Source organism: Mastigocoleus sp. MO_188.B34, from assembly GCF_030065675.1.
Taxonomy (GTDB): domain Bacteria; phylum Cyanobacteriota; class Cyanobacteriia; order Cyanobacteriales; family Nostocaceae; genus Mastigocoleus.
On the sequence record NZ_JASJDK010000004.1, the window covers coordinates 90,182 to 110,127 of the forward strand.

General features: G+C 35.8%; 18 protein-coding genes. 6 read left to right on the plus strand and 12 right to left on the minus strand.

Annotated features, from left to right (window positions below):
- Nucleotides 1-307: 307 nt before the first annotated feature.
- The 5 genes from QNJ50_RS01750 to QNJ50_RS01770 form a co-directional block, all read right to left on the minus strand.
- Complete coding sequence (locus tag QNJ50_RS01750) at nt 308-592, minus strand: hypothetical protein (RefSeq protein WP_300631368.1); 285 nt, start codon at nt 590-592, stop codon at nt 308-310.
- 888 nt (nt 593-1,480) lie between these two features.
- The gene (locus tag QNJ50_RS01755) at nt 1,481-1,636 is read right to left on the minus strand and encodes a hypothetical protein (RefSeq protein WP_300631370.1); all 156 of its coding nucleotides are present in this window, start codon (nt 1,634-1,636) and stop codon (nt 1,481-1,483) included.
- The gene (locus QNJ50_RS01760; protein ID WP_300631372.1) at nt 1,636-2,871 is read right to left on the minus strand and encodes a DUF445 family protein; all 1,236 of its coding nucleotides are present in this window, start codon (nt 2,869-2,871) and stop codon (nt 1,636-1,638) included. The genes QNJ50_RS01755 and QNJ50_RS01760 overlap by 1 nt, the downstream gene beginning before the upstream one ends.
- 615 nt (nt 2,872-3,486) lie before the next feature.
- A complete protein-coding gene (ubiE, locus tag QNJ50_RS01765; RefSeq protein ID WP_300631374.1) occupies nt 3,487-4,176 on the minus strand; it encodes a bifunctional demethylmenaquinone methyltransferase/2-methoxy-6-polyprenyl-1,4-benzoquinol methylase UbiE in 690 nt (229 codons plus the stop codon).
- Between the two features lie 41 nt (nt 4,177-4,217).
- A complete protein-coding gene (locus QNJ50_RS01770; protein WP_300631376.1) occupies nt 4,218-5,162 on the minus strand; it encodes a response regulator in 945 nt (314 codons plus the stop codon).
- Between the two features lie 318 nt (nt 5,163-5,480).
- Between QNJ50_RS01770 and QNJ50_RS01775 the strand changes: the two genes are divergently transcribed.
- Nucleotides 5,481-6,578 carry a RuBisCO accumulation factor 1 gene (locus QNJ50_RS01775; RefSeq protein WP_300631378.1) on the plus strand — a complete coding sequence of 366 codons (1,098 nt, stop codon included), beginning with the start codon at nt 5,481-5,483 and terminating at the stop codon, nt 6,576-6,578.
- Nucleotides 6,571-6,711 carry an alpha/beta hydrolase gene (locus tag QNJ50_RS01780; RefSeq protein ID WP_300631379.1) on the plus strand — a complete coding sequence of 47 codons (141 nt, stop codon included), beginning with the start codon at nt 6,571-6,573 and terminating at the stop codon, nt 6,709-6,711. Before QNJ50_RS01775 ends, QNJ50_RS01780 begins: the two co-directional genes overlap by 8 nt.
- A 775-nt stretch (nt 6,712-7,486) precedes the next feature.
- Here the strand turns inward: QNJ50_RS01780 and QNJ50_RS01785 are convergent.
- From QNJ50_RS01785 to QNJ50_RS01810, 6 genes are all read right to left on the minus strand, one after another.
- Entirely contained in the window at nt 7,487-7,855 is a 369-nt protein-coding gene (locus QNJ50_RS01785; RefSeq protein WP_300631381.1) for a hypothetical protein, read from the minus strand.
- 113 nt (nt 7,856-7,968) lie between these two features.
- The gene (locus tag QNJ50_RS01790; RefSeq protein ID WP_300631383.1) at nt 7,969-8,970 is read right to left on the minus strand and encodes an LLM class flavin-dependent oxidoreductase; all 1,002 of its coding nucleotides are present in this window, start codon (nt 8,968-8,970) and stop codon (nt 7,969-7,971) included.
- Nucleotides 8,971-8,991: 21 nt separating this feature from the next.
- Nucleotides 8,992-9,327, minus strand: coding sequence for a hypothetical protein (locus QNJ50_RS01795; protein WP_300631385.1), 336 nt, complete (start codon nt 9,325-9,327; stop codon nt 8,992-8,994).
- 1,132 nt (nt 9,328-10,459) lie between these two features.
- Complete coding sequence (locus tag QNJ50_RS01800) at nt 10,460-10,771, minus strand: hypothetical protein (protein WP_300631387.1); 312 nt, start codon at nt 10,769-10,771, stop codon at nt 10,460-10,462.
- A 2-nt stretch (nt 10,772-10,773) separates the two neighbouring features.
- Nucleotides 10,774-11,064 carry a hypothetical protein gene (locus QNJ50_RS01805; protein WP_300631389.1) on the minus strand — a complete coding sequence of 97 codons (291 nt, stop codon included), beginning with the start codon at nt 11,062-11,064 and terminating at the stop codon, nt 10,774-10,776.
- Nucleotides 11,065-11,185: 121 nt separating this feature from the next.
- Nucleotides 11,186-11,518, minus strand: coding sequence for a hypothetical protein (locus QNJ50_RS01810; protein WP_300631390.1), 333 nt, complete (start codon nt 11,516-11,518; stop codon nt 11,186-11,188).
- Between the two features lie 1,027 nt (nt 11,519-12,545).
- On the opposite strand from QNJ50_RS01810, the gene cysK reads away from it, so the two are divergent.
- Entirely contained in the window at nt 12,546-13,505 is a 960-nt protein-coding gene (gene cysK, locus QNJ50_RS01815) for a cysteine synthase A (RefSeq protein WP_300631392.1), read from the plus strand.
- A gap of 318 nt (nt 13,506-13,823) precedes the next feature.
- Here cysK and QNJ50_RS01820 read toward each other — a convergent pair whose 3' ends face one another.
- Complete coding sequence (locus QNJ50_RS01820) at nt 13,824-14,549, minus strand: TSUP family transporter (RefSeq protein WP_300631393.1); 726 nt, start codon at nt 14,547-14,549, stop codon at nt 13,824-13,826.
- 829 nt (nt 14,550-15,378) lie between these two features.
- On the opposite strand from QNJ50_RS01820, the gene QNJ50_RS01825 reads away from it, so the two are divergent.
- The 3 genes from QNJ50_RS01825 (at nt 15,379) to QNJ50_RS01835 (ending at nt 19,862) form a co-directional block, all read left to right on the plus strand.
- Nucleotides 15,379-15,747, plus strand: a complete 369-nt coding sequence (locus QNJ50_RS01825; RefSeq protein WP_300631395.1) for a group 1 truncated hemoglobin — start codon at nt 15,379-15,381, stop codon at nt 15,745-15,747.
- A gap of 608 nt (nt 15,748-16,355) precedes the next feature.
- On the plus strand, nt 16,356-17,960 hold the full coding sequence (locus QNJ50_RS01830) for a DUF2079 domain-containing protein (RefSeq protein ID WP_300631397.1): 1,605 nt from the start codon (nt 16,356-16,358) through the stop codon (nt 17,958-17,960).
- 711 nt (nt 17,961-18,671) lie between these two features.
- Nucleotides 18,672-19,862: a glycosyltransferase family 4 protein gene (locus QNJ50_RS01835; protein ID WP_300631399.1), complete on the plus strand. Its 1,191-nt coding sequence runs from the start codon at nt 18,672-18,674 to the stop codon at nt 19,860-19,862.
- Nucleotides 19,863-19,946 lie beyond the last annotated feature (84 nt).

A 19,946-nucleotide genomic window follows, 5' to 3' on the forward strand; every position in this document is an offset into this window, starting at 1 on the left:
AATTTTCCTTGTACAGCCTAGTTTTCAGATTTTTAAATTAACTTTTTAGCATACTAAGTACCGAAGAGCCTAACTTGTTTATATCAAATAAAAATAATTTCCCTAAATAAATCAAGCCCAATTAATTTAGAACATAGGGCTTGCTAAACAGTATGAATTTTATAAAGGTCCTTATATCATAATCAAATATATAGGAATCCGGTTTGATTCTTGAAAGAGTTTTTAGGCTTTAGGCTTGCAACATAAGCTTTTGAGTCTCAGTATATTTTCAAAATTCAAATATGATTCCTATATAATAAGAATCTTACTAACAATATGACTTGGGCTTACAACATAATTGACCATTCATAATACAACAAACTAATAGAGTTATTTCCTCTCCAATAAATGTTTGTGAAACACTACTTGTAGACAATTCTTGTGTATTATTTATCTTGTTGATTTTGTCAACATTAATTACTACTGGAATTTCTAATTCTTCACCTGAAAATCCATATTTTTTGTATAAAGCACTGAACTCAGCTTGACTAAGAGTATCCTCCATTAAAACCACCATTTCTTGTCTGAATTGCTCTAAAGTTGCATTATCCATAATATTTGCTCCTTGAATTAATCTTATTGGAAAACTTAAATTGCACCAATTTATATAAAATTGGCTAATAGCAATAAGACAAAAATAAAACAATAAATACCCAACTTAAAACAAACCCACTATTAACAAGTAGGATAATTTATCACTGTAAATATGCGTTAAAGCAAATTACAACTTCAAATACTATTTGAATTAGTTGAATATATAACCTATGAAAACTAGGTTTCAATTGTTTTTTGTCCCTTCAATAATTAATAGGTATGACCATAATTAACTTATGCACCAATAATTCATACATTTATCTACCACGAGCAAATTTACTTTACTCGAAACGCAATTCATCTGTTAGATTGATACTTAATGTATTGCTCTTAGCTTTTATATACAAGAGTTCTAGGCTACATTTAGTCGTTCGGAATAGCTGAAATACAATAATTTAAATTCTGTCATGAAAGTTTGACAAAATTATTTTCACAGATTTTTTAGTACTAGTGTATTGTCACTATAAATTATTAGCTAAGTTTAGATTTAGCTACTATTTTTAGTATTATGATTCTGTCTGCGACAGAAAATATTAATTTAAGAGAGAAAATAAGTCTGTATGGGGTGAACAGCAATTAATGCAGTGGTATTTGGCGGAATATCGTTCCAGAAAAAATTATGTGTAGAAATTTTTCGTGTACAGAGATGCTAAAATCACCCCGTCATGTGAGTGTGGTGGGAAGGGAGGTAAGGTTTTGTTTTTGTACTTTGGGTTAATCGGAAGAAATTGTTTATCTGGTTTGATTGTTAATCACTAGGATTGGTGGAGTGTAAACCTGTATAATGATTTTTTTGTTGGGTTCCTTCACTTAAACCCAACTTACTCGCTAAATTGACAAATCTTTATCACTTAATTTCTGATTCCTGTAGATAAGGGGAAAATAGATATCCATTTTTCACCCCATCCGTTACTAATCCTCCATCCGTTGTTAATCCGCATCCGTTACTACCTAATCCCCAATCACCAATCCCAAATCGCCAATCCCAAATCCCCAACCCCATCAAAAATTCCTAAACAGTAATAAAACGGTTTGCATCGATCCAACCACCAAACCTAAAATTCCCCCCAAAGTGACAATTGCTTGCAATTCATTTTTGACAATTCCCTCGATCGCATTTTCTAAATCAGCAGGAGAAGTTGATTTAACGCGATTGATAATCACTTGGTCGATAGACAAAATCGGAATTGTCTGGATCACAATTTTTTCTAAATCTTTTTCTAAATATCTTTCTAAAATTAAAGCCAACTCTTTACTGACAACTTCTAAAGAAGAATTAACAACCTCCGAATTACTCAGACGCTTCACCAACAAAACCGCAATATGCTCCCAATTAAGAGAATCGCTAAACCCCTTTAAAACATCGCTACCACGGGTTTGCATGTATTGACGAACGCTATCGCGCGTTGTTTTTCGTAATTGACGAACCGTACCTACCGGTAAATTTTGTAAAGATAAATTTTGCAAAAATTCCTTCAGACGTTCCCTTACCTTTAGATCCTTCACTAATTCCTCGATGCGATTATTGGTAGCGTCCTTCTCATCCAAACAATAGGTACGCAAACGAGTCAAACTATTACGCAAACCAAATAAATTTGCAACCACCCAATAAGTACCACTGGTTTTTTCCCGAAAGCTGTCATCAATGGTTTGAATCGTGCGATCGGTCAAAAAATCGACGATCGCCACCCTAATAGTATTTGGAGGTAAAACAACATGAAGCAACCAATCAGCAAGGCGATCAGCTTGTTCCTCACTCAGGGTAAACTCTAACAGAACCTGGTCAAAAATCTGGTTAATTTGGGCTTCCAAAAAATCTTCACGTCGCGCCAAAACCTTTAACAGACGCGGTAAAGACTCCCCCAACAAATCCCGTAAAATTCCCGCAACAATTCTGGCTGTTTTTTGTTCCTTATCTAATTGAACTTGATCCAGCGCCATTCTTAACAACCAAAGAATAGCAGCTTGTACCCGTTCTGTTTGTAATAATCGCCGCGCCAGATTTTGAATTTCATCCGGAGTCAGCAGGGAATTCATGATCGTGTTGGAAATATTTTTCGCCAACCGTTCTTGATTGCGGGGAATTAAACCGGGAGTAAAGGGAACCCTTCGACCACCGATATAAATCGCTCGGTAAGGGCGAAACAGCATTTTTATGGCTAAATCGTTAGTGAAATAACCGATAATCCCCCCAGCAACCGGGGGAGTTATATAGAGCCAGATGTTAGACCAATCCACAATATGTCAGGATCTTTTAGAAACGTAAGATGCGCTCAAAAAAAAGCACATGAATATACACTATTTTAGGAAAACTTCTGACGTATCGCTGTAACAGAATAAGGAGTAATGAGTAATAAGTAATGAGTAATGTTAGCGTAGCGGGGTGCGACCTAGCGTAAGCGTACTGTAAGTATTGCGCACAGTAATGAGTAAGAAGTAACTGATAACTTGCTGTAATCCGGCGTACGTTAAAACGCACTCTCAGCATACCGTGTCCACAGAATATAACTCTTTCCCAGTCTGATTTATCAGACTTTATCTATGAGACTGGGAATTTATTCCTAGGTGGTTCGTTGGACTAGTTGAGAATGGTGCAAGCAATTGAGAGTAAGTGACTTATACCAATTCAATAAATGATTGCAACACATTCCTCGGTAGAGAAGTTCAGAAGTTCAGTTGAACGTCTGTAAAAAAATTTATTTTTCGCATTATTTTTCTAAATTGGTATTACAAAAAATAATTTATTACAGGTTAAAGACAAGATAAGTTACGCGATCGCTACTCATTACTCCTTGCTTCTTTCTTTACTTCTTACTCTTTACTCTTTACTCCTTACTCCTTACTCCTTACTCCTTACTTCCTCACCACCAAAACCCCCATAACACCATTTGCGATCGGGTAGTGGACAGCTTGCTCAAAACCAACTTGAAGGGATAAATTTACCTGTTCCGACCCAATGGGGAAACAATCCAAACTCGGACTAATATAAGCGTATTCTTCCTTTAAGTTCATATTGGTGGCAACATTCACCACAATATTATTGAGATACCATTCCTGAAAACTTCTCATTAAAGGACTCTGGGGACGATGAAAATCTAAAATAGCCGCAGTCCCACCCGGTTTGAGTACCCGATAAATTTCTTTTAAACAAAGACTAATATCCTTTACATTTCTTAAACCATAACCCATGGTCGCAGCATCAAATTGATTATCCTCAAAAGGTAAATCAAGGACATCAGCCTCGATCCAAGTAATTGAAGGCTGAGGATACTGAGATTGGTAGCGTTGTTTAGCAATCCCTAGCAACTGCGCAGAAAAATCAACAGCATAGACTTTTCCAGATTTTCCCACCCGGCGCGCCAGACGAAAAGCTAAATCACCGCTACCACAACACAAATCTAAACAAGTATTTCCCCTACTAGCGCGACTCCATTTCACCGTCATTTCTTTCCAAATCCGATGTTGTCCCAAACTTAACCAATCATTAAGTTGGTCGTAAACTGGAGCAATGCGGTCAAAAATAGAGTGAACTTGATCGTACATGCGATAAAACCTGTGAAAGACGCGATTTACTTGCGTCTACATTATTTACGATCGCAAGCACAACCGAAAACAATCGCCAGTAGTTGAGCTGATATATGTATTATTTTGAGTTCCTCTTCTGGTAAACTTGAGGGCTTTTTCCACTGTAGGGAAAGAACGCCTAAAACTTCGGTTTTATAAGTAATCGGAACAATTAAATGAGCTTGGATTCCAGTTGCAACATAATGCTCTAGCTGACTGAGTTTTCCATCCTTCGAGATATTCGCACAAACTTGGATTGTTCCAGTTGTGATCGCTTCAGCAGTCAGAGGATCTGCATCAAGCCAGTTTTTTATAGTTCCTAATTGAGAGTAGATCGCTTGACTAGAGAGAAGTTTACTATCTTTTACAAGTTGTAAAATACAACCATCAGCAGCAAAATTTCTCCCGCAAGCTTGGACAATGGGATCGAGAGTTGTATCTAAATTAGTTGCAGACTTGGTAATTTCTACCAAACTTTTCAGCAAACCGATTTGAGCATTCGCGCGTCGTAACTCTTCCGTTCTTTGTTTGAGTAGATCGTAAGTTTCTGCAGCACGCTGCACCACCGCTTTGAGTTCATCCGGATCCCAAGGCTTAGTGATATATTTATAAACTTGACCGGCATTAATAGCATCAACCAAGTCTTCAATATCAGTAAAACCAGTGAGAATAATCCGGACAGTATCAGGAAACTGGGGTAATGTTTTGCTCAGAAACTCAGTTCCCTTCATCTCTGGCATTCTTTGGTCAGAGATAATAACAGCAACCTCTCCTTCTGTAGCTAAAACATCCAAAGCACTGATACCACTATCAGCCTTTAAGACCTGAAAATCACGTCTAAAAGTTCGATAAAGTAGATCGAGATTGTCCGGTTCATCATCTACTACAAGTATTTTTTGTTTTTTTCGTCGTGGTGAAGTCATTAATTGACGACTAATTTTATCGAGTTCGGGGGAATTATCCATAAAAGATAAATCTTTACTTATCTATGCTGTCGTTGTGACATTCCATACTAAATTTACCTTTGAAATTAGTATAATTTGCGAATTACAGCATATTCTCTACAGATATTGGTTACATATTTTATAACCGATTTTATAAGCATGTCATTAGTCACTACTTAATTAAAATTTAATATTTGCGATGTACCGGGTAGTAGAAAATGGTGTGGATTACACATTTGAGTTCTACAAGCTTTGAGCCTCACAGGTAATCGCAAAAACAGCAAAGCTTTACCAAAACCAAACAACTTGTAAATTGGAAAAAACTTGTAAATTGGTTCTATGACAAATCTACCGCCTAATCCCCAAGATTCAGATAATTTAACTGAAGCACAATCTCAACAACTGCTGCAAAAACTGCGGCAAAAACAAGGTAACTGGGTAGAATGGGGGGAAGAAATCGCCAAATTACAAAAATCAGGTTATAGTCCCCAAATAATTTTTGAGGCAACCGGTTTTGAACCAATTCAACAAAACCAAGTGATTGTTGGCGCACAAGTCTATCATTCTATAGTAAAAGCGAACGCATCAGAAGCAGTGCGATCGCATTATTGGCAAAGGGGAAGCGATATATTATATGAATTACGCATGCTTACCCAAGAAGAGCGAGCAACAGCAGCTGAGTTAACCCACCATCACCAACTGGATATGGATTCAGCCCGAGAAGTTGCTAGAGCAATCAAAGATTTTTCTCGTTTACCAAAGTTACCAGTTGGTTTTTCCCAACATCCAGGGGATGCAGTAGCTTACCAATGTTGGAAATTAGCTCGTCAGAAATCTGATTTACAAGAACGTTCTCGTTTAATTGCTAAAGGTTTAAAATTTGCTGCTTCAGATAGTGCAAGAAAACAAGTAGAACAATTATTAACTGATTTTACCGTTGTTCCAAAAAAACCAGCTCCCCATTTACCTTTGTATCGTCCCGAATCGGAATCTGACTTACCCCGGTTAGTCGCTGTCGTTGGGGAATTACCTTTATCCCCTTCAGAATTACAAGCAGTTCCCTCATTTAAAGAGGAAGGTGTTTTTGGGATAGTTAAATCTAGTGGCGAACAAACTTGGGTAGCTTTACCTGGTTGGCAAGTAATATTAAATGCTCAAGATCCAGTAGTTATTATTTGTAATAGCGATGTACTCCCAACTGATACTCAAACTTCTCCCGAATCAGTACTAGTAGTAATTGATCGCGCCCAAACAGAATGGGATGCTAATAGTTATTTTGCTGTAGAAAATTCTACAGGTGATAATTCACAAATTGATTTTCAGTGGTTTGAAACACAGCCAGAAGTATCGATACTTGGTCGTATAGTTGTGATTATCCGTCCTAAGAGAATTTTAGATGAAGAAATTACCAAAGATGCTTGGCAAATAGATGAGTAGCGATCAAGGATTGGGGATTAGGAATTGGAGATTGGGTATTGGTGATTTCCAAGCAATTACCCATTACCCATTACCCATTACCCATTACCAATTACCCATTACCAATTACCAATTACCCATGAATCACAAATAAGTATTTCAAAAAACATTATCTACAAACTTTGAAATATAAAAATGTTTTCTTCAAGAATAGTTTAAATAAATATAGCCTTACTTTAATATAACTACGTAATTAATGTAATATAAACTACTACAAATAGCATAATTAAATAACTAAAATAGAATGGAAACCCTGGACAGCAAAGACATCTTCCCAGTCTCACCAGACTGGGTTTTTTTTCTCTCAAAATTCTCTCCTAGAAGCTTTATCCTTTAGGAGTTAGGAGTCAGGAGTCAGAACAGACCGCGTCTTGACAGATGTTAGCAGAGCGGGGCGAAGCCTTTAAAATCAAGACTTTGCAAAACAATACTCACACCTATAATAAATTAAAGCGATTCCAAGCAAATCTCCCCTGAGACATACAGGATGTAACATTAAATATATATACTCAATTGAGTAACGAGTAATGTTAGCGTAGATAGCGTCAGCGTACTGGATTGCACGCGGCTTACGCCGTTAGCGCAGCATGCTGTAAGGCTTAACCGTAGGTAGCGCAGCTCTAGGTATTGCGCACAGTAATAAATAACCCCTACACACCAAAGTCTGAACCCATCCGCGTATCAACCCAACTTCTTACTCTTTACTCGTTACTCTAGAAACTCCTCACGCTCAAACGTACTTAGAAATTAACCAGTACATCGCAGCGGAAATAAAGCACCTATTTTTAAAAGGTCAAAGCTAGAAAAAAATAGTAATTTTGACTTTTGTCAGCGGAGCTATTTTGACTTTTTACTTCCGCGCAGCGGTACTAGAGCCAATCTCCATAAAGTGGAATTTCATCCACTTTGATTTCAAATGGTGCTCCTTGACCTTGTGGAGGATAAACTCGGATTTTAGCCTTATTGGTAAATCTTTCAAGACGATTACCCAATTGTGGGATATCGTTGAGTATATACCAGTAAGTTTCCATATCTGGGCAGTGAATTATCAGAGTCAAAGGTAATAACTTGATTGCAATTCGCCAACGACAATGAGATAGCAAAACTCGCGTAATGCGATCGCAAGCTTGCAAGAACAGTTTGGAAGTGAATTCTTCTAATTCTCGACGCAATAGTTGGTCGTTAAGAGTCTTACTCTCTGGTGGTAGATCGTCCGGAGAAAGGAAAGATTTTTCCATCTTGATAACCCCTTAGTAGAGTTAGGGACTAGGAATTGGAGATTAGGGATTAGGGATTAGGAATTGGATCGAGATATCTATCATTTTCCCAGTCCCCAGTCCCCAGTCCCCAATCAAACATAAGTCCGTACCTGTTGGTTATAGCGTTGGAGGCTTTCAAGGTTTTTTTGCAAGCTAGCAGAACAAGGTTTAAGCAGTAAAGTCTCTAGATCCAGTTGATCTTTGAGCTTCTTGATTTGGTCTCGACAGTGAGAGACATCACCAATAATTGAATTACTAAGTAAATAGTCCTCGTCGTAACAAATATTGTTGCGGTTGAATAACTTGGATTGATTCTTGTTGTTTTGCTGCATTACTGCAGCATTAGCTTGCATTTTTTTGCTGAAGGAGCGAATAAAAGGTAAAGCCTGATTTAATGCTTCCTCTTGAGTCTCAGCGACAAAGAAGAAACGCGCCAAGATGAATTTTTCCACACCACTAGAATTAATACTGCGATACTTGGCGATGGTTTGCTTTAATCTCTCCAATGCAAATGGAGGTCCCCCCATCAAACCAAAGGAATATTTTGCAGCAAAAGTAATTGCCCGATCGTCTCCGCTAGCTATATAGGTCGGAATTGGTTTTTGTATGGGTTTTGGATGAACCGTTACTCGATCGCATTCATAATATTGCCCATTAAAGGTTACTTCAGTTTCATATAAAAGTTTATGAACCAGCGCCATTGCTTCTAATGCTTTGGCACGAGATTCACTCATATCCGTGGCAAAATGTTTATATTGCTCGGGGAAAGGTCCACCTTTAGCAATACCGAGGGCTAATCTTCCTTGGGATAAGTTATCAAGAGTAGCAATATCTTCGGCGACACGAATAGGGTTATGAAACGCTAGCAACACTGCTGCTGAGCCTAACCGGATAGTCGATGTCATTCCCGCCAAATGAGCCAATAGCACCAAAATAGAAGGACTGAGATTAAAGTCATTAAAATGACGTTCTGCGACCCAAGCTTCTTCAAAGTCTAGAGTTTGGGCATATTTTACCAGCGACACCTGCTCCTCTATGGCACGACGGGTATCCTGATGATAATTTTCGTAGTTACAGAAAATTCCGGTTTTCATTATTTGCGATCGCCGTTTTTTTTAGACTTCAAGCAAATGCAAATCGAACCATAAACGCGGATCTGCATGTTTTAGTTTCGACATTGGATCTCGCAAGAGGCGGGAAGAGTTTAAAAAAACTACCTGAGCTAATCCCATATTTCCTGCGATTTCTCTGAGAATATTTTTCTTTGTTTCTATATAGGGTAATATTTCCTCACAACAGTAAATCCCTATATATTGAAGACGTTTTCTTGGTCTGCCCCAATAACTAGTTATTACTTTCACATAGCAGCTATCTAGTAACTTACCAATTTTTGGATAATACAGATAGACAAGTCTTGTGAATTCTTTGGCTAGGATGTCTTCTTTAATCATTACAAAACATCTTTATGTAGCGCCTATCACAATATTAATATAGCATATTATTATCTTGATTTCTCTACAGTTAAGTATGTCTTTATGCTTATTTTTTTCTAAATTATTTATTAAATAATAATTGTTCTATTTTTAATTTTTAAGTGACAACAAAAACTAATAATACCTATTATTTATTCTTATTTAAATTCCTATTTTGTTAATAGTAAATCTTCTATTAAATGGTATTTATGTAGCTTTTTTTTGCATGTTTTACACTTTACAACTAAAGTGAATCTTTATCACACATAAAAATTCAAAAAAATATTATTAATGTTTTGGTATTTGAGAATGAAAGGGTACATACTTTAAAACACCTAAACTTATTCAATGAATTTATTAAAAAAGCTTCAGGACTTATGCGCTGACAACGTAAAGACAGTCATTGCAAAAATAGACTAGCATAAAGCCTAAACAGCAGAGCCTGCGGCGACAGCAGATCCGTTCCGCAGGTAGCGAAGCTAAGGTAACGTAGTTAGAGCCTGTGGCGTCGGCGTTTGAAAGCATCCTAGCGGATGTGTTCGCTGTAAGCGCGTTCAAGGAGCACCAGAGATATTCACGGAGTGCGTCAACAAACGCTGTAAGCGCGTGCAAACACCGTAGGTGAGGTTCAGCGTTTACTCAAGAAAATAGCAATCCCAAACCAATGACCTTGCGGTCACGCTAGAGCCTGAGACGCGCCTTACGGATCCGCTAATGGAAATAAGTCCCTTCGGGACTCGCTATGCTAAGGTAACGAGTGCGTAAGTCCTTATATAAGTTTATTCAAAAATAAAAGTAATATTTTTATATCTATAAAAATAACTTTTATGATGTTTAAAATTGTATACAGTAATCCTAAATAAGAGGAATTTTAAAAATATTTAATTAATTATTCTGATTATAGATATAAAAAGCTTCAAAATAACTGTGTAGAGAAAGTCAGGTACAAGGCTTATTTACAATCTAATGAAGTACCAATTAAAGCTCTATATTTCATCATTTATTGAAGGAATTAATATAATACTTTATTTTCTTGTTATTCCCTGTTCCCTATTCTCTATTCCCCAAATTAAAACATTTGATATCTCACCTAATTTCAAGCCACTGTAGACTATCGCATATTACGTTCTGCTGCTAACATTTGCGCAATTAATTCAGGTAAGCTTTCAAGGTCTGTATTATTTTCGGTGACAGGTACAGGAGAATTGAATGTATAGTTTGGATCGCATTCTCCAGTATCGTATACTTGCAAATACCACCTGTCCGGTAAACCTTCGATTCCAAGCTCGACAACATACCAACTAACACCCAAAAGACGAGAACTAAATATGGTGAACCATCCCTGATATTTTTCTGGGATACTCCACTCAGACATCAGAAACTCTAATGCTATTTTTCCTGCGTCAGTTGAATTTAATAGCATTACTAATTACCTTTTTTAGAACCTTGGGAAACATCAGGATATAACCCCAATTCTTTAGAGAGCTCGCGAGCAACATGGATTAAAAATTTTGCTCCTTCTTGATTACCTTCATGAGCAAATATTGTGGCTACTCTTAGGGCTGTACGAATAAAATCAGCATCAATTAATTCTGAATTAGCTTGCAATACTTCTGGTTCTTGACCATTAGGAGCTTTAAGTAATTTATCGATTAATTGAAAATATTCGTTTTGACGTTCTGATGGTATCTGTAGATTTGGATTTTCTTGTGTCATTTGTTTTGGGACATTATAGTACTACCGGGTCAAAATTGAAATGGAGTAATTGACCAGATAAATAATTGCGATTATGACTGATTATCCTATTTCTACATTTTGGAAAATGTGCGTTAGTAACTTAATAATGAATATGATAAATTCTCTCTAATTTTTCAATTATTTTCTGCCGTTCAGTCGCACGATATTCTAAATATCCATCAACTAAAAATACTAATATCCCGAAAAAAAGTAGAGAAAATCCCAATACTAATCCTAAAATATTAATAAATTGAGCATATTGCGAGCACATAAATATCTTCTCTAAAAGATTAGTATTACTGCAAAGTAAACTATTACTCGCAACAAGTTTGAGGTGCTGTTGCCAAACGACAGAAAATACTAATAATCCTGGCATACACACCACAAAACTGATAAATGCAACCTTGAGAAGCTGTAAAATATTACATTTCATTCTGACTCTACCTCAAAGTATTTTTACTCATAGGCTTGATAATGGAGAGCAATATTATGAGTAATATTTTCCCTTGAAATATAATATCTGGAAATATACGAATACAACAAGAATTAATGAAACTAAAATACTGCTTCTTGCTGCCCATACTTGCTATTCAATATACAATAATTATATTGTTCAAAAAAATGGTATGTTAGTCAATAACATATATGACTTCTTAGAGATAAATAAGCCTTAAACCATGCCTGCAAGGATTTAACTTAACTATAGAAGAGAATTAAGAAATCCCCCCCGTAAAGGGGGGTAGAGGGGAATCTCTGCGTAAATCCTAACGTTTTTATATCAGCTGCATGACAATACAATTTTTTACAGTTGGCAGATTAAAATTATTAAATTTATTAAGTTTGTACTCAAAGTTGGAAACTCTGACTAGATAACTAGGAAAAAAAAATATGGGGTATGGGTACTAGTAATTTATCGCTATGGTACTAGTTTTTTTGGATGGGAGTCTGAGAATTACTGTACTCTAGTTAAATAGACCTAACTCATGCTATTTAAATACTTACTAATTTTTTATATTCGTAAATCAAGTGTACTCATTGCATAAATCAAAGTTGTGAATATACACTCTATAATTAGTAAAAACATCTAAACTTTTATGAAAAATATTGAATTATGGTATTTAGTCTAATTCTTAATACAATATATATTTTTATTTTCCGGTAAAATTACAGTATTAAATATGAATAATATTGGAAGTAAAAACAGTGTAAATCAAAATATTAAATCCAATATATCTGAGAGACATCGCAAATTTTTATATGCATTGAAAGTACTTTATATTTTAGATTAAATGGTAAGAGTCAACTGTTAAGCAATTTAAATGTTCAAAAACTATAGGTAATCCTTACTTGTACATGTTCTATTATTGGTAGAAATTGCTGTAATGTAAAAAATGATATGAAATAAAAATCGTTTGAACATTAGTTAGATTATTAAATCTATAATTTAAGGGGTTCTAAAAATGCGCATTGCTAAAGACGTAACAGAACTAATTGGAAAAACTCCTTTAGTTGAGTTAGGAAAAATTCCTCAAAGTGAAGGATGTGTCGCCAGAATTGTTATTAAACTTGAAGGTATGAATCCTGCGGCTTCCGTCAAAGATAGAATTGCTGCAAGCATGATTAACGCCGCAGAAGCAGAAGGTTTAATTGAACCAGGAAAAAATATTTTAGTCGAACCAACATCTGGAAATACCGGAATTGGACTCGCGATGGTTGCAGCAGCACGGGGTTACCGTTTAATTTTGACAATGCCGGAAAGCATGAGTATAGAAAGACGAGCGATGCTGCGTGCTTATGGAGCAGATCTAGAATTAACACCAGCTAGCGAAGGGATGCGCGGTGCAATTAATAAAGCCCAAGAAATCGCCGAAAAGACAGATAATGCTTTTATTTTGCAACAATTCCGCAACCCTGCAAACCCAAAAATTCATCGCGAAACCACCGCAGAAGAAATTTGGAGCGATACAGATGGTGAAGTAGACTTTCTTGTTGCGGGTGTCGGTACCGGTGGTACAATTACCGGAGTTGCAGAAGTACTCAAAAAACGCAAAAGTACTTTTAAAGTTATTGCAGTTGAACCAACAAATAGCCCAGTACTTTCCGGTGGACAACCGGGACCACACAAAATTCAAGGTATTGGTGCTGGATTTGTTCCAGAAGTGCTGCGTCAAGATTTGATTGATGAAGTTGTCACTGTTAGTGATGAAGAAGCAATGATTATGGGTAGACGTCTAGCACGAGAAGAAGGTTTGTTATCTGGTATTTCTTCTGGTGCTGCTTTATGTGCAGCTATTAAAATAGGTCAGCGTCCGGAAAATGCTGGACGTTTGATTGTTATGGTTCAACCATCCTTTGGGGAGCGTTATCTTAGTACTCCAATGTTTCAAGATTTAGGGAAAGAAGTTACTAGAGTCGGTTAATTATTAATTGGTAATTATTAATTGGTAATTGGTAATTGAGAATTGAGAATTACTAATTGCTGATGGGGGATGGAAAATAGATAGGTAAAAGAAGAAAATTAATGATTGTAGATAATAAATAAATTTATTAAATCTTCTTCCTACTTTTAATTTTTCCTTTTCATTCCCCCGTTCCATAGCAGCTTGGGGCAATAAAGCAACCATTTATCAAGCCTAAAATCTAGATAATACAGCACTTCTAACTTTTTACTTTTTACTTTTTACTTCTGCCCAGCAGTCCTAGTCATTTATGAGGCATTAATCCTAAACCTTTGATAACTAACCTAAACCTTTGATAACTAATAGTATGGCGTAGATCAACATAAATCCAGAAAATAAATTCTTATAAAAACTTTGCGAAGTACTGCTAAACAAAAATCTTCCCAAAGTTAAATAAATAATAGCAGCAGCTAGGGAAAATAATAATGTATTAATCGAAAAAACTTCTGGCTGAAATATTGCAAGGACAATGATTTGGAAAAGCGCAAAAAATAAATAACAAAAAGCTACACAGTTAAGAACTTTTTCTTTACTGGTATATTGACTGCTGGAAAAAACAGAAAGTAATGCTCCACCCATATTAGTAAAACCATGGACAACCCCCATCACGACCAAAAATGGTTTTTGGAATTGTAAAACTACTTCTTGCATCCTTTTTTCAAAAGAGGGTACTGTTCTGAGCAATAAGGAAATAATCAGAAAAATCGCGACTCCCAATTCTAGCTTTAATTTGATTTTTGTGTATAAATAATAACCCAAAGACAAGGCAACAAAAGGAAGACAAAATATTATAAAGTTCATTGCCATTTTCCGATCTATGTTGTCGCGGTCTTTAAACAATTGCAAAGAGCTAATGGTAATTGATGGAGGTAAAAGAGTGGCTAAAGTAAATGAAAAGTCATTCCCGAATAGCAACATGGTAGGAGTACCAAATACTAGCAAACCCATTCCAAACAAGGATTGAATTGCAGAGAAAACTAACACAACAATTGCTGTTGTAAACATAAAACCCCTCTGAAAATTATAGAAATTACAATTTTTCCATCATACTTTGGCAAATAAATCAAGATTTTTTGATAATATTTATAAGCCAAAAATTCTAGACAGAATAGTAGTAAACTCCTCCAAACCACTAGACTATCAAGATTATTTTTTTGGAAATTTAGTTGTCAAACAAATTCGTCAAACAAGTCTCTTGAGGCTATTTTATACTTTATTGCCCGAAGTTGATATTTTTATTTCCATAGATTTAATTATCTCTATACAGATAAATTTACACCTATCAAGAAATAAGAAATATTGATGATGGTAGATGACACATCATTAGCAGATATTTTCTACATACCAGAAACATATCTTAGTACTGGCTACATATAAAAAATAAATCTATGAGTGGATTTTAAAAGTGTTTGCTAATATTCAGGATTTACCTTGAAACATGCGTGCAAAATTTAATTTGATTTTTTTGATTGATTCATATTAAAAATGTATTACTATAAATAATAGTAAGTACTTAAGCTAAAAATGTTCTTTGGAGAATTAGTATCTCCAGCAATGTAAATAAAAGTTTATATCGTCAACTGAAGCTTCGAGCTTTTATATGCTTGAAGTAGATTATATGGTGTAATTTTTCATAATAATGAAAAGGTAAAATCGCTTTATTTATTAATAAATAAGCAGATATTGCTGTTTTTACCGAATACTTATTTGTGATTTACAGTCCCATTATAGAATTCATGACTGTTAATAGAAAATATAGTATACAAAAATAAAAAATAGTAAAATAGTTTGATTCGTTTGTGTTTGATACGATTTTTAAAAACTGACCAATAACATGAGTACACTATTTGAACGGATTGGTGGTGAAGCTGCAGTGGAAGCTACTGTAGATAAATTCTATCTTAAAATTATGGAGGATAAGCGAATCAATCGTTTTTTTGCTGGGGTAGATATGAAGAAACAGCGGGAAAATCAGGCAGCTTTCCTAATCTTTGCATTTGGTGGTAGTGCTTACTATAGAGGTCGTTCTTTACGGACTGCACATAAAAAATTAGTCGAACAATGTGGATTAAAAGATGAACATTTTGATTTAGTATTTGAACATCTAGTTGCAACCTTAAAAGAGTTAAGTGTAGCAGATGAATTAATTAAAGAGGTTGGTAAAAACCTGCAGTCAGCTAGAAGCTACGTACTTAATAGATAAGTATTACTCAACCAGAATTTTTAGGGATATTTGCATTAATTTAGAAGCAAGCTAATTAAATAGCTGAGTAAATAATCAATAATAGAACGAGAGTAAAAAGTAATATTTACTCTTAAATATCACATTGTCACTTGTAAAAATAACATTATCACTTGATTATTTGGAGAAAAGTCATCAAAAATAAAACTTGCTATAGATTCTCAATATTATATAAATAAGCTTATAGTTTTGTTCTATTGGAGTTGAATTTGCTTTGCGAACAATTCACTTATAAAAAGATATTCTATGAGCTTGATGTTTTATAAGTTTGAAAGATGAGTGTGAAAGCAAAGCTTGAAATTTAGGTACTTTGGTGTGTATATTCAAAGTCTCCTATTGCTGTAATACGTATTTCTCTACGACATCGATTCGGATAAATTTTGGTTTAACAAAATCTTGAATATTAAGGTTGAATATTAAAATATATTGTCCAGTAAGTGCTTATTTGTTTTTTGTTGATTTAACCGTGCGCCAAAATTGTCATACTAAAAAATGTCGCGCTGGTCTATAGTTACTAACGAATGAAATCTGTATAATCCAAGATCGCTATAAAAATGTGAGTGTGAGTGATGTTGTTGAAATGGCAAAAAACACCGGGTTTGAGACTCGCGGTGGGTGCAACGATCGCATTTTTCATTATCTGTTTAATTTTGACAGTGCATCGTTATTTCAGTTTTTATGCTTCTTTCGATCAGGGAATTTTTAATCAGGTTTTTTGGAATAATCTTCACGGTCGCTTTTTTCAGAGTTCCCTCTCTTCAAGTCTTTCCACTAATGTTGTCCATGCTGGGGAAATAGCAAAGGTTTACTACCATCGTCTCGGACAGCATTTTACCCCAGCTTTATTGATTTGGTGGCCAATTTATGCATTATTTCCCACAGCAGGAACCTTAGCAGTATTACTGGTTGTGTTAATTACTGCTGGGGGTGTGGTTTTATATTTTTTGGCGCGGGAATATTTGGAACCACCATTAGCGGGAATGATTACCGCTAGTTACTATGCTGCAAACGCGGTAATTGGTCCGACCTTATGTAATTTCCATGATATTAGCCAGATTCCTCTATTTATTTTTAGCCTATTGCTAGCAATGGAAAAGCGTTGTTGGTGGTTGTTTTGGCTCCTAGCAATTTTAATTTTGGCTGTACGGGAAGATGCTGGGGTGAGCTTATTTGGCGTTGGGGTTTACATGGTTTTGAGCAAACGCTTCCCCCGTGCTGGACTAGCTGTTTGTACCCTTAGTTTTGGTTATATGTTATTGCTGACCAATGCAATTATGCCAATATTCTCCGAGGATATTTCCAAACGCTTCATGTTGGAAAGGTTTGGACAATATACCGATGCTCAAGAAGCATCAACTCTGGACATTATCTGGGGAATGGTTAGTAATCCTTGGCGATTAATTGTAGAACTAGTAACTCCAGTTGATAGAACTATTAGATATTTACTAGGTCAATGGTTACCCTTAGCTTTTATCCCTGCAATATCTCCACCTGCTTGGGCGATCGCCGGTTTTCCATTACTAAAACTATTTTTGGGTAAAGGTCAGTCAGTATTAGCAATTACTATTCGTTACGCTTTGAGCGTGGTTCCGGGTTTATTTTATGGTGCAATTATTTGGTGGTCAAAACATCCAGATAAATTTAAACCATCATTTCGTCGTTTTTGGGTTGCTTGTATTTCCTTATCCATATTTTTTAGTTTTACATCTAACCCCAACCAAACCTTTTATTTTGTTATCCCCGACTCAATTAAACCTTGGGTGTATGTATCTCTACCAGAACAATGGCGTCATGTAGCTGCTATGCGTCCTTTAATGGCGCAAATTCCTGAGGAGGCGAGCGTTTCTGCTACAACTTATATTGTTCCTCATCTTTCCAGTCGTCGAGAAATTTTACGCTTACCTATGCTTAAACTGGAAAACGACGAGCGAAAAGTAATACAGGTTGATTATGCCATAGCTGATATTGGGCGACTGCAGAAATATCAAGTAGCATTTAAAGGCGATCGCCATCTACTAGAAAGAATAGTTAAACTTATTGATCAAGTAACAACAGATCAGGAATACGGGGTAATTGGCTTTGAAGATGGTGTTATTTTACTGAAAAAAGCTACCGTAGATAACGAGCAAGCACGCTCTGCTTGGAATGATTTCCGTCAAAAACTATCGGTCTAATAACGTAAGTTGTTAGTAATTTTTCTATTCCCATTAGTTTTGAGGAATTTTAGAGACGTATTAGCGCCTAGCATTAAGCCTAGACGTTATAGCGCTACGCGCAAGTAAAAAGTAAAAAGTAAAAAGCCTAATACGTGTGGCTTTTAGGGTTAATACATGTCCTAACGTAACTTCGTAGTGCTATACTTCAACTTCAGTTGGATCCGGCGTTCGCGTAGCGTGTCAATAAACACGCAAAATGCCCCCCTGTGGTGTTCACTGTTCGCTTTAGCGTGGGCTAAAGTGCGTTCTAAGACGCCGACACCGTATTGCGTGCTCGTTCCGAAGGAAAGGGCGCGCAATCATTTTACATACCTCCGAGAGTTTCGACTACAAACAAGTAGGTCATATTTAACAGAAACTGGTAGTTTTCTTAGAAAAATAAAGCCATCAAAACTGATAAAAAACTCAAATCGTTGATCGCGAAAAGTAGAATATTACTTTTAGTAGTGTTAAAACTACTTTTAGTTATGCAAGATTATTTATTCGTAGGAAGAAAATGCTTTCATAGAAGTTAAAAATTTAACCTTTTAATGGCGTTTTTAAACTTAATATTCAAGCTTTGCAACTAATCTTGTTTTAGTTTGTATTGATATTGTTTTGAGTTTATCTGGAAAAATTATTTATTCGACTTGGAATGAGAGGTCTTGAAAGTTAGGGGATAAGAAATATATGAAAATACTAGTACTTACTTGGGAGTTTCCACCACGTATTGTTGGGGGAATTGCTCGTCATGTTGCAGAGCTATATCCAGAAATAGTCAAGCTGGGACATGATGTTCATTTAATAACACCAGAATTTGGTCATGCACCGATGTATGAAGTGGTGGAAGGAATTAAAGTACATCGAGTTCCAGTTGCTCATGGTAATGATTTTTTCCACTGGGTAAACAACATGAACCAGAGTATGGGTATTCATGGTGGTAAAGTAATCCTCGAAGAAGGTCAATTTGATATTATTCATGCCCATGATTGGGTTGTTGGAGATGCAGCCATTGCTCTCAAATATCATTTTAAAATTCCCTTACTAGTGACAATTCATGCTACAGAAGCAGGACGTCATAACGGTATTTACACAGCAACTCAACGTTATATTAACGGAAAAGAAAAATCATTAGCCCATGAAGCTTGGCGAATTATTGTTTGTACCGACTACATGCGTCGGGAGGTAGAAAGAGCGCTCCATAGCCCTTGGGGTAAAATGGATGTGATTTACAACGGAATTCGCCCAGAAAAGAAACAACATCAAGAAACCTTTCATCGTCAAGACTTTCGTCGCCAGTTTGCTGAAGATGGTGAAAAAATAGTTTACTATGTCGGTCGTATGACCCATGAGAAAGGTGTATCTGTATTATTAGATGCAGCCCCCAAAGTTTTATGGGAAATGGGAGGTTACGTCAAATTTGTGATTATTGGTGGTGGTAACTCAGATCGTCTCAAACAACAAGCTTGGAATTTAGGTATTTCTCATAAATGCTACTTCACTGGTTTTATCACTGATGAATATTTAGATAAATTTCAGACAATTGCTGATTGTGCTGTATTTCCCAGTCTTTATGAACCATTTGGTATCGTTGCATTAGAAAGTTTTGCTGCTCGCGTACCTGTAGTAGTATCTGATACCTGTGGTTTACCAGAAGTGGTCAAACACACCAAAACAGGTATAGTCACCCATACAAATAATCCAGATTCTTTAGCTTGGGGAATCTTAGAAGTTTTGAAAAATCCTGGTTATCAGAAATGGTTGATAGATAATGCTTATGAGGATTTGGAAAGACGGTTTAACTGGCCTAAAATCGCCCAACAAACTGAAGATGTATATTGTAAATTAGTTGGAGAAAGAAAAGAAGTAGAGTGGTTGTAATTAATAATTGGTAATTGGTAATGGTAATATCAAATCCGTTAGCATCGGAATTATATATTTTGTATGAACAAAGGTTCAGAGTTT

Coding starts and splice junctions, on each gene's coding strand:
- QNJ50_RS01835 (WP_300631399.1), top strand. CDS start 18,672: ATGAAAATACTAGTACTTACTTGGGAGTTTCCACCACGTATTGTTGGG.
- QNJ50_RS01775 (WP_300631378.1), top strand. CDS start 5,481: ATGACAAATCTACCGCCTAATCCCCAAGATTCAGATAATTTAACTGAA.
- QNJ50_RS01780 (WP_300631379.1), top strand. CDS start 6,571: ATGAGTAGCGATCAAGGATTGGGGATTAGGAATTGGAGATTGGGTATT.
- QNJ50_RS01770 (WP_300631376.1), bottom strand. CDS start 5,162: ATGGATAATTCCCCCGAACTCGATAAAATTAGTCGTCAATTAATGACT.
- QNJ50_RS01790 (WP_300631383.1), bottom strand. CDS start 8,970: ATGAAAACCGGAATTTTCTGTAACTACGAAAATTATCATCAGGATACC.
- QNJ50_RS01795 (WP_300631385.1), bottom strand. CDS start 9,327: ATGATTAAAGAAGACATCCTAGCCAAAGAATTCACAAGACTTGTCTAT.
- QNJ50_RS01820 (WP_300631393.1), bottom strand. CDS start 14,549: ATGTTTACAACAGCAATTGTTGTGTTAGTTTTCTCTGCAATTCAATCC.
- QNJ50_RS01785 (WP_300631381.1), bottom strand. CDS start 7,855: ATGGAAAAATCTTTCCTTTCTCCGGACGATCTACCACCAGAGAGTAAG.
- QNJ50_RS01750 (WP_300631368.1), bottom strand. CDS start 592: ATGGATAATGCAACTTTAGAGCAATTCAGACAAGAAATGGTGGTTTTA.
- QNJ50_RS01810 (WP_300631390.1), bottom strand. CDS start 11,518: ATGAAATGTAATATTTTACAGCTTCTCAAGGTTGCATTTATCAGTTTT.
- QNJ50_RS01825 (WP_300631395.1), top strand. CDS start 15,379: ATGAGTACACTATTTGAACGGATTGGTGGTGAAGCTGCAGTGGAAGCT.
- QNJ50_RS01805 (WP_300631389.1), bottom strand. CDS start 11,064: ATGACACAAGAAAATCCAAATCTACAGATACCATCAGAACGTCAAAAC.
- QNJ50_RS01830 (WP_300631397.1), top strand. CDS start 16,356: ATGTTGTTGAAATGGCAAAAAACACCGGGTTTGAGACTCGCGGTGGGT.
- QNJ50_RS01755 (WP_300631370.1), bottom strand. CDS start 1,636: ATGGGGTTGGGGATTTGGGATTGGCGATTTGGGATTGGTGATTGGGGA.
- QNJ50_RS01800 (WP_300631387.1), bottom strand. CDS start 10,771: ATGCTATTAAATTCAACTGACGCAGGAAAAATAGCATTAGAGTTTCTG.
- cysK (WP_300631392.1), top strand. CDS start 12,546: ATGCGCATTGCTAAAGACGTAACAGAACTAATTGGAAAAACTCCTTTA.
- ubiE (WP_300631374.1), bottom strand. CDS start 4,176: ATGTACGATCAAGTTCACTCTATTTTTGACCGCATTGCTCCAGTTTAC.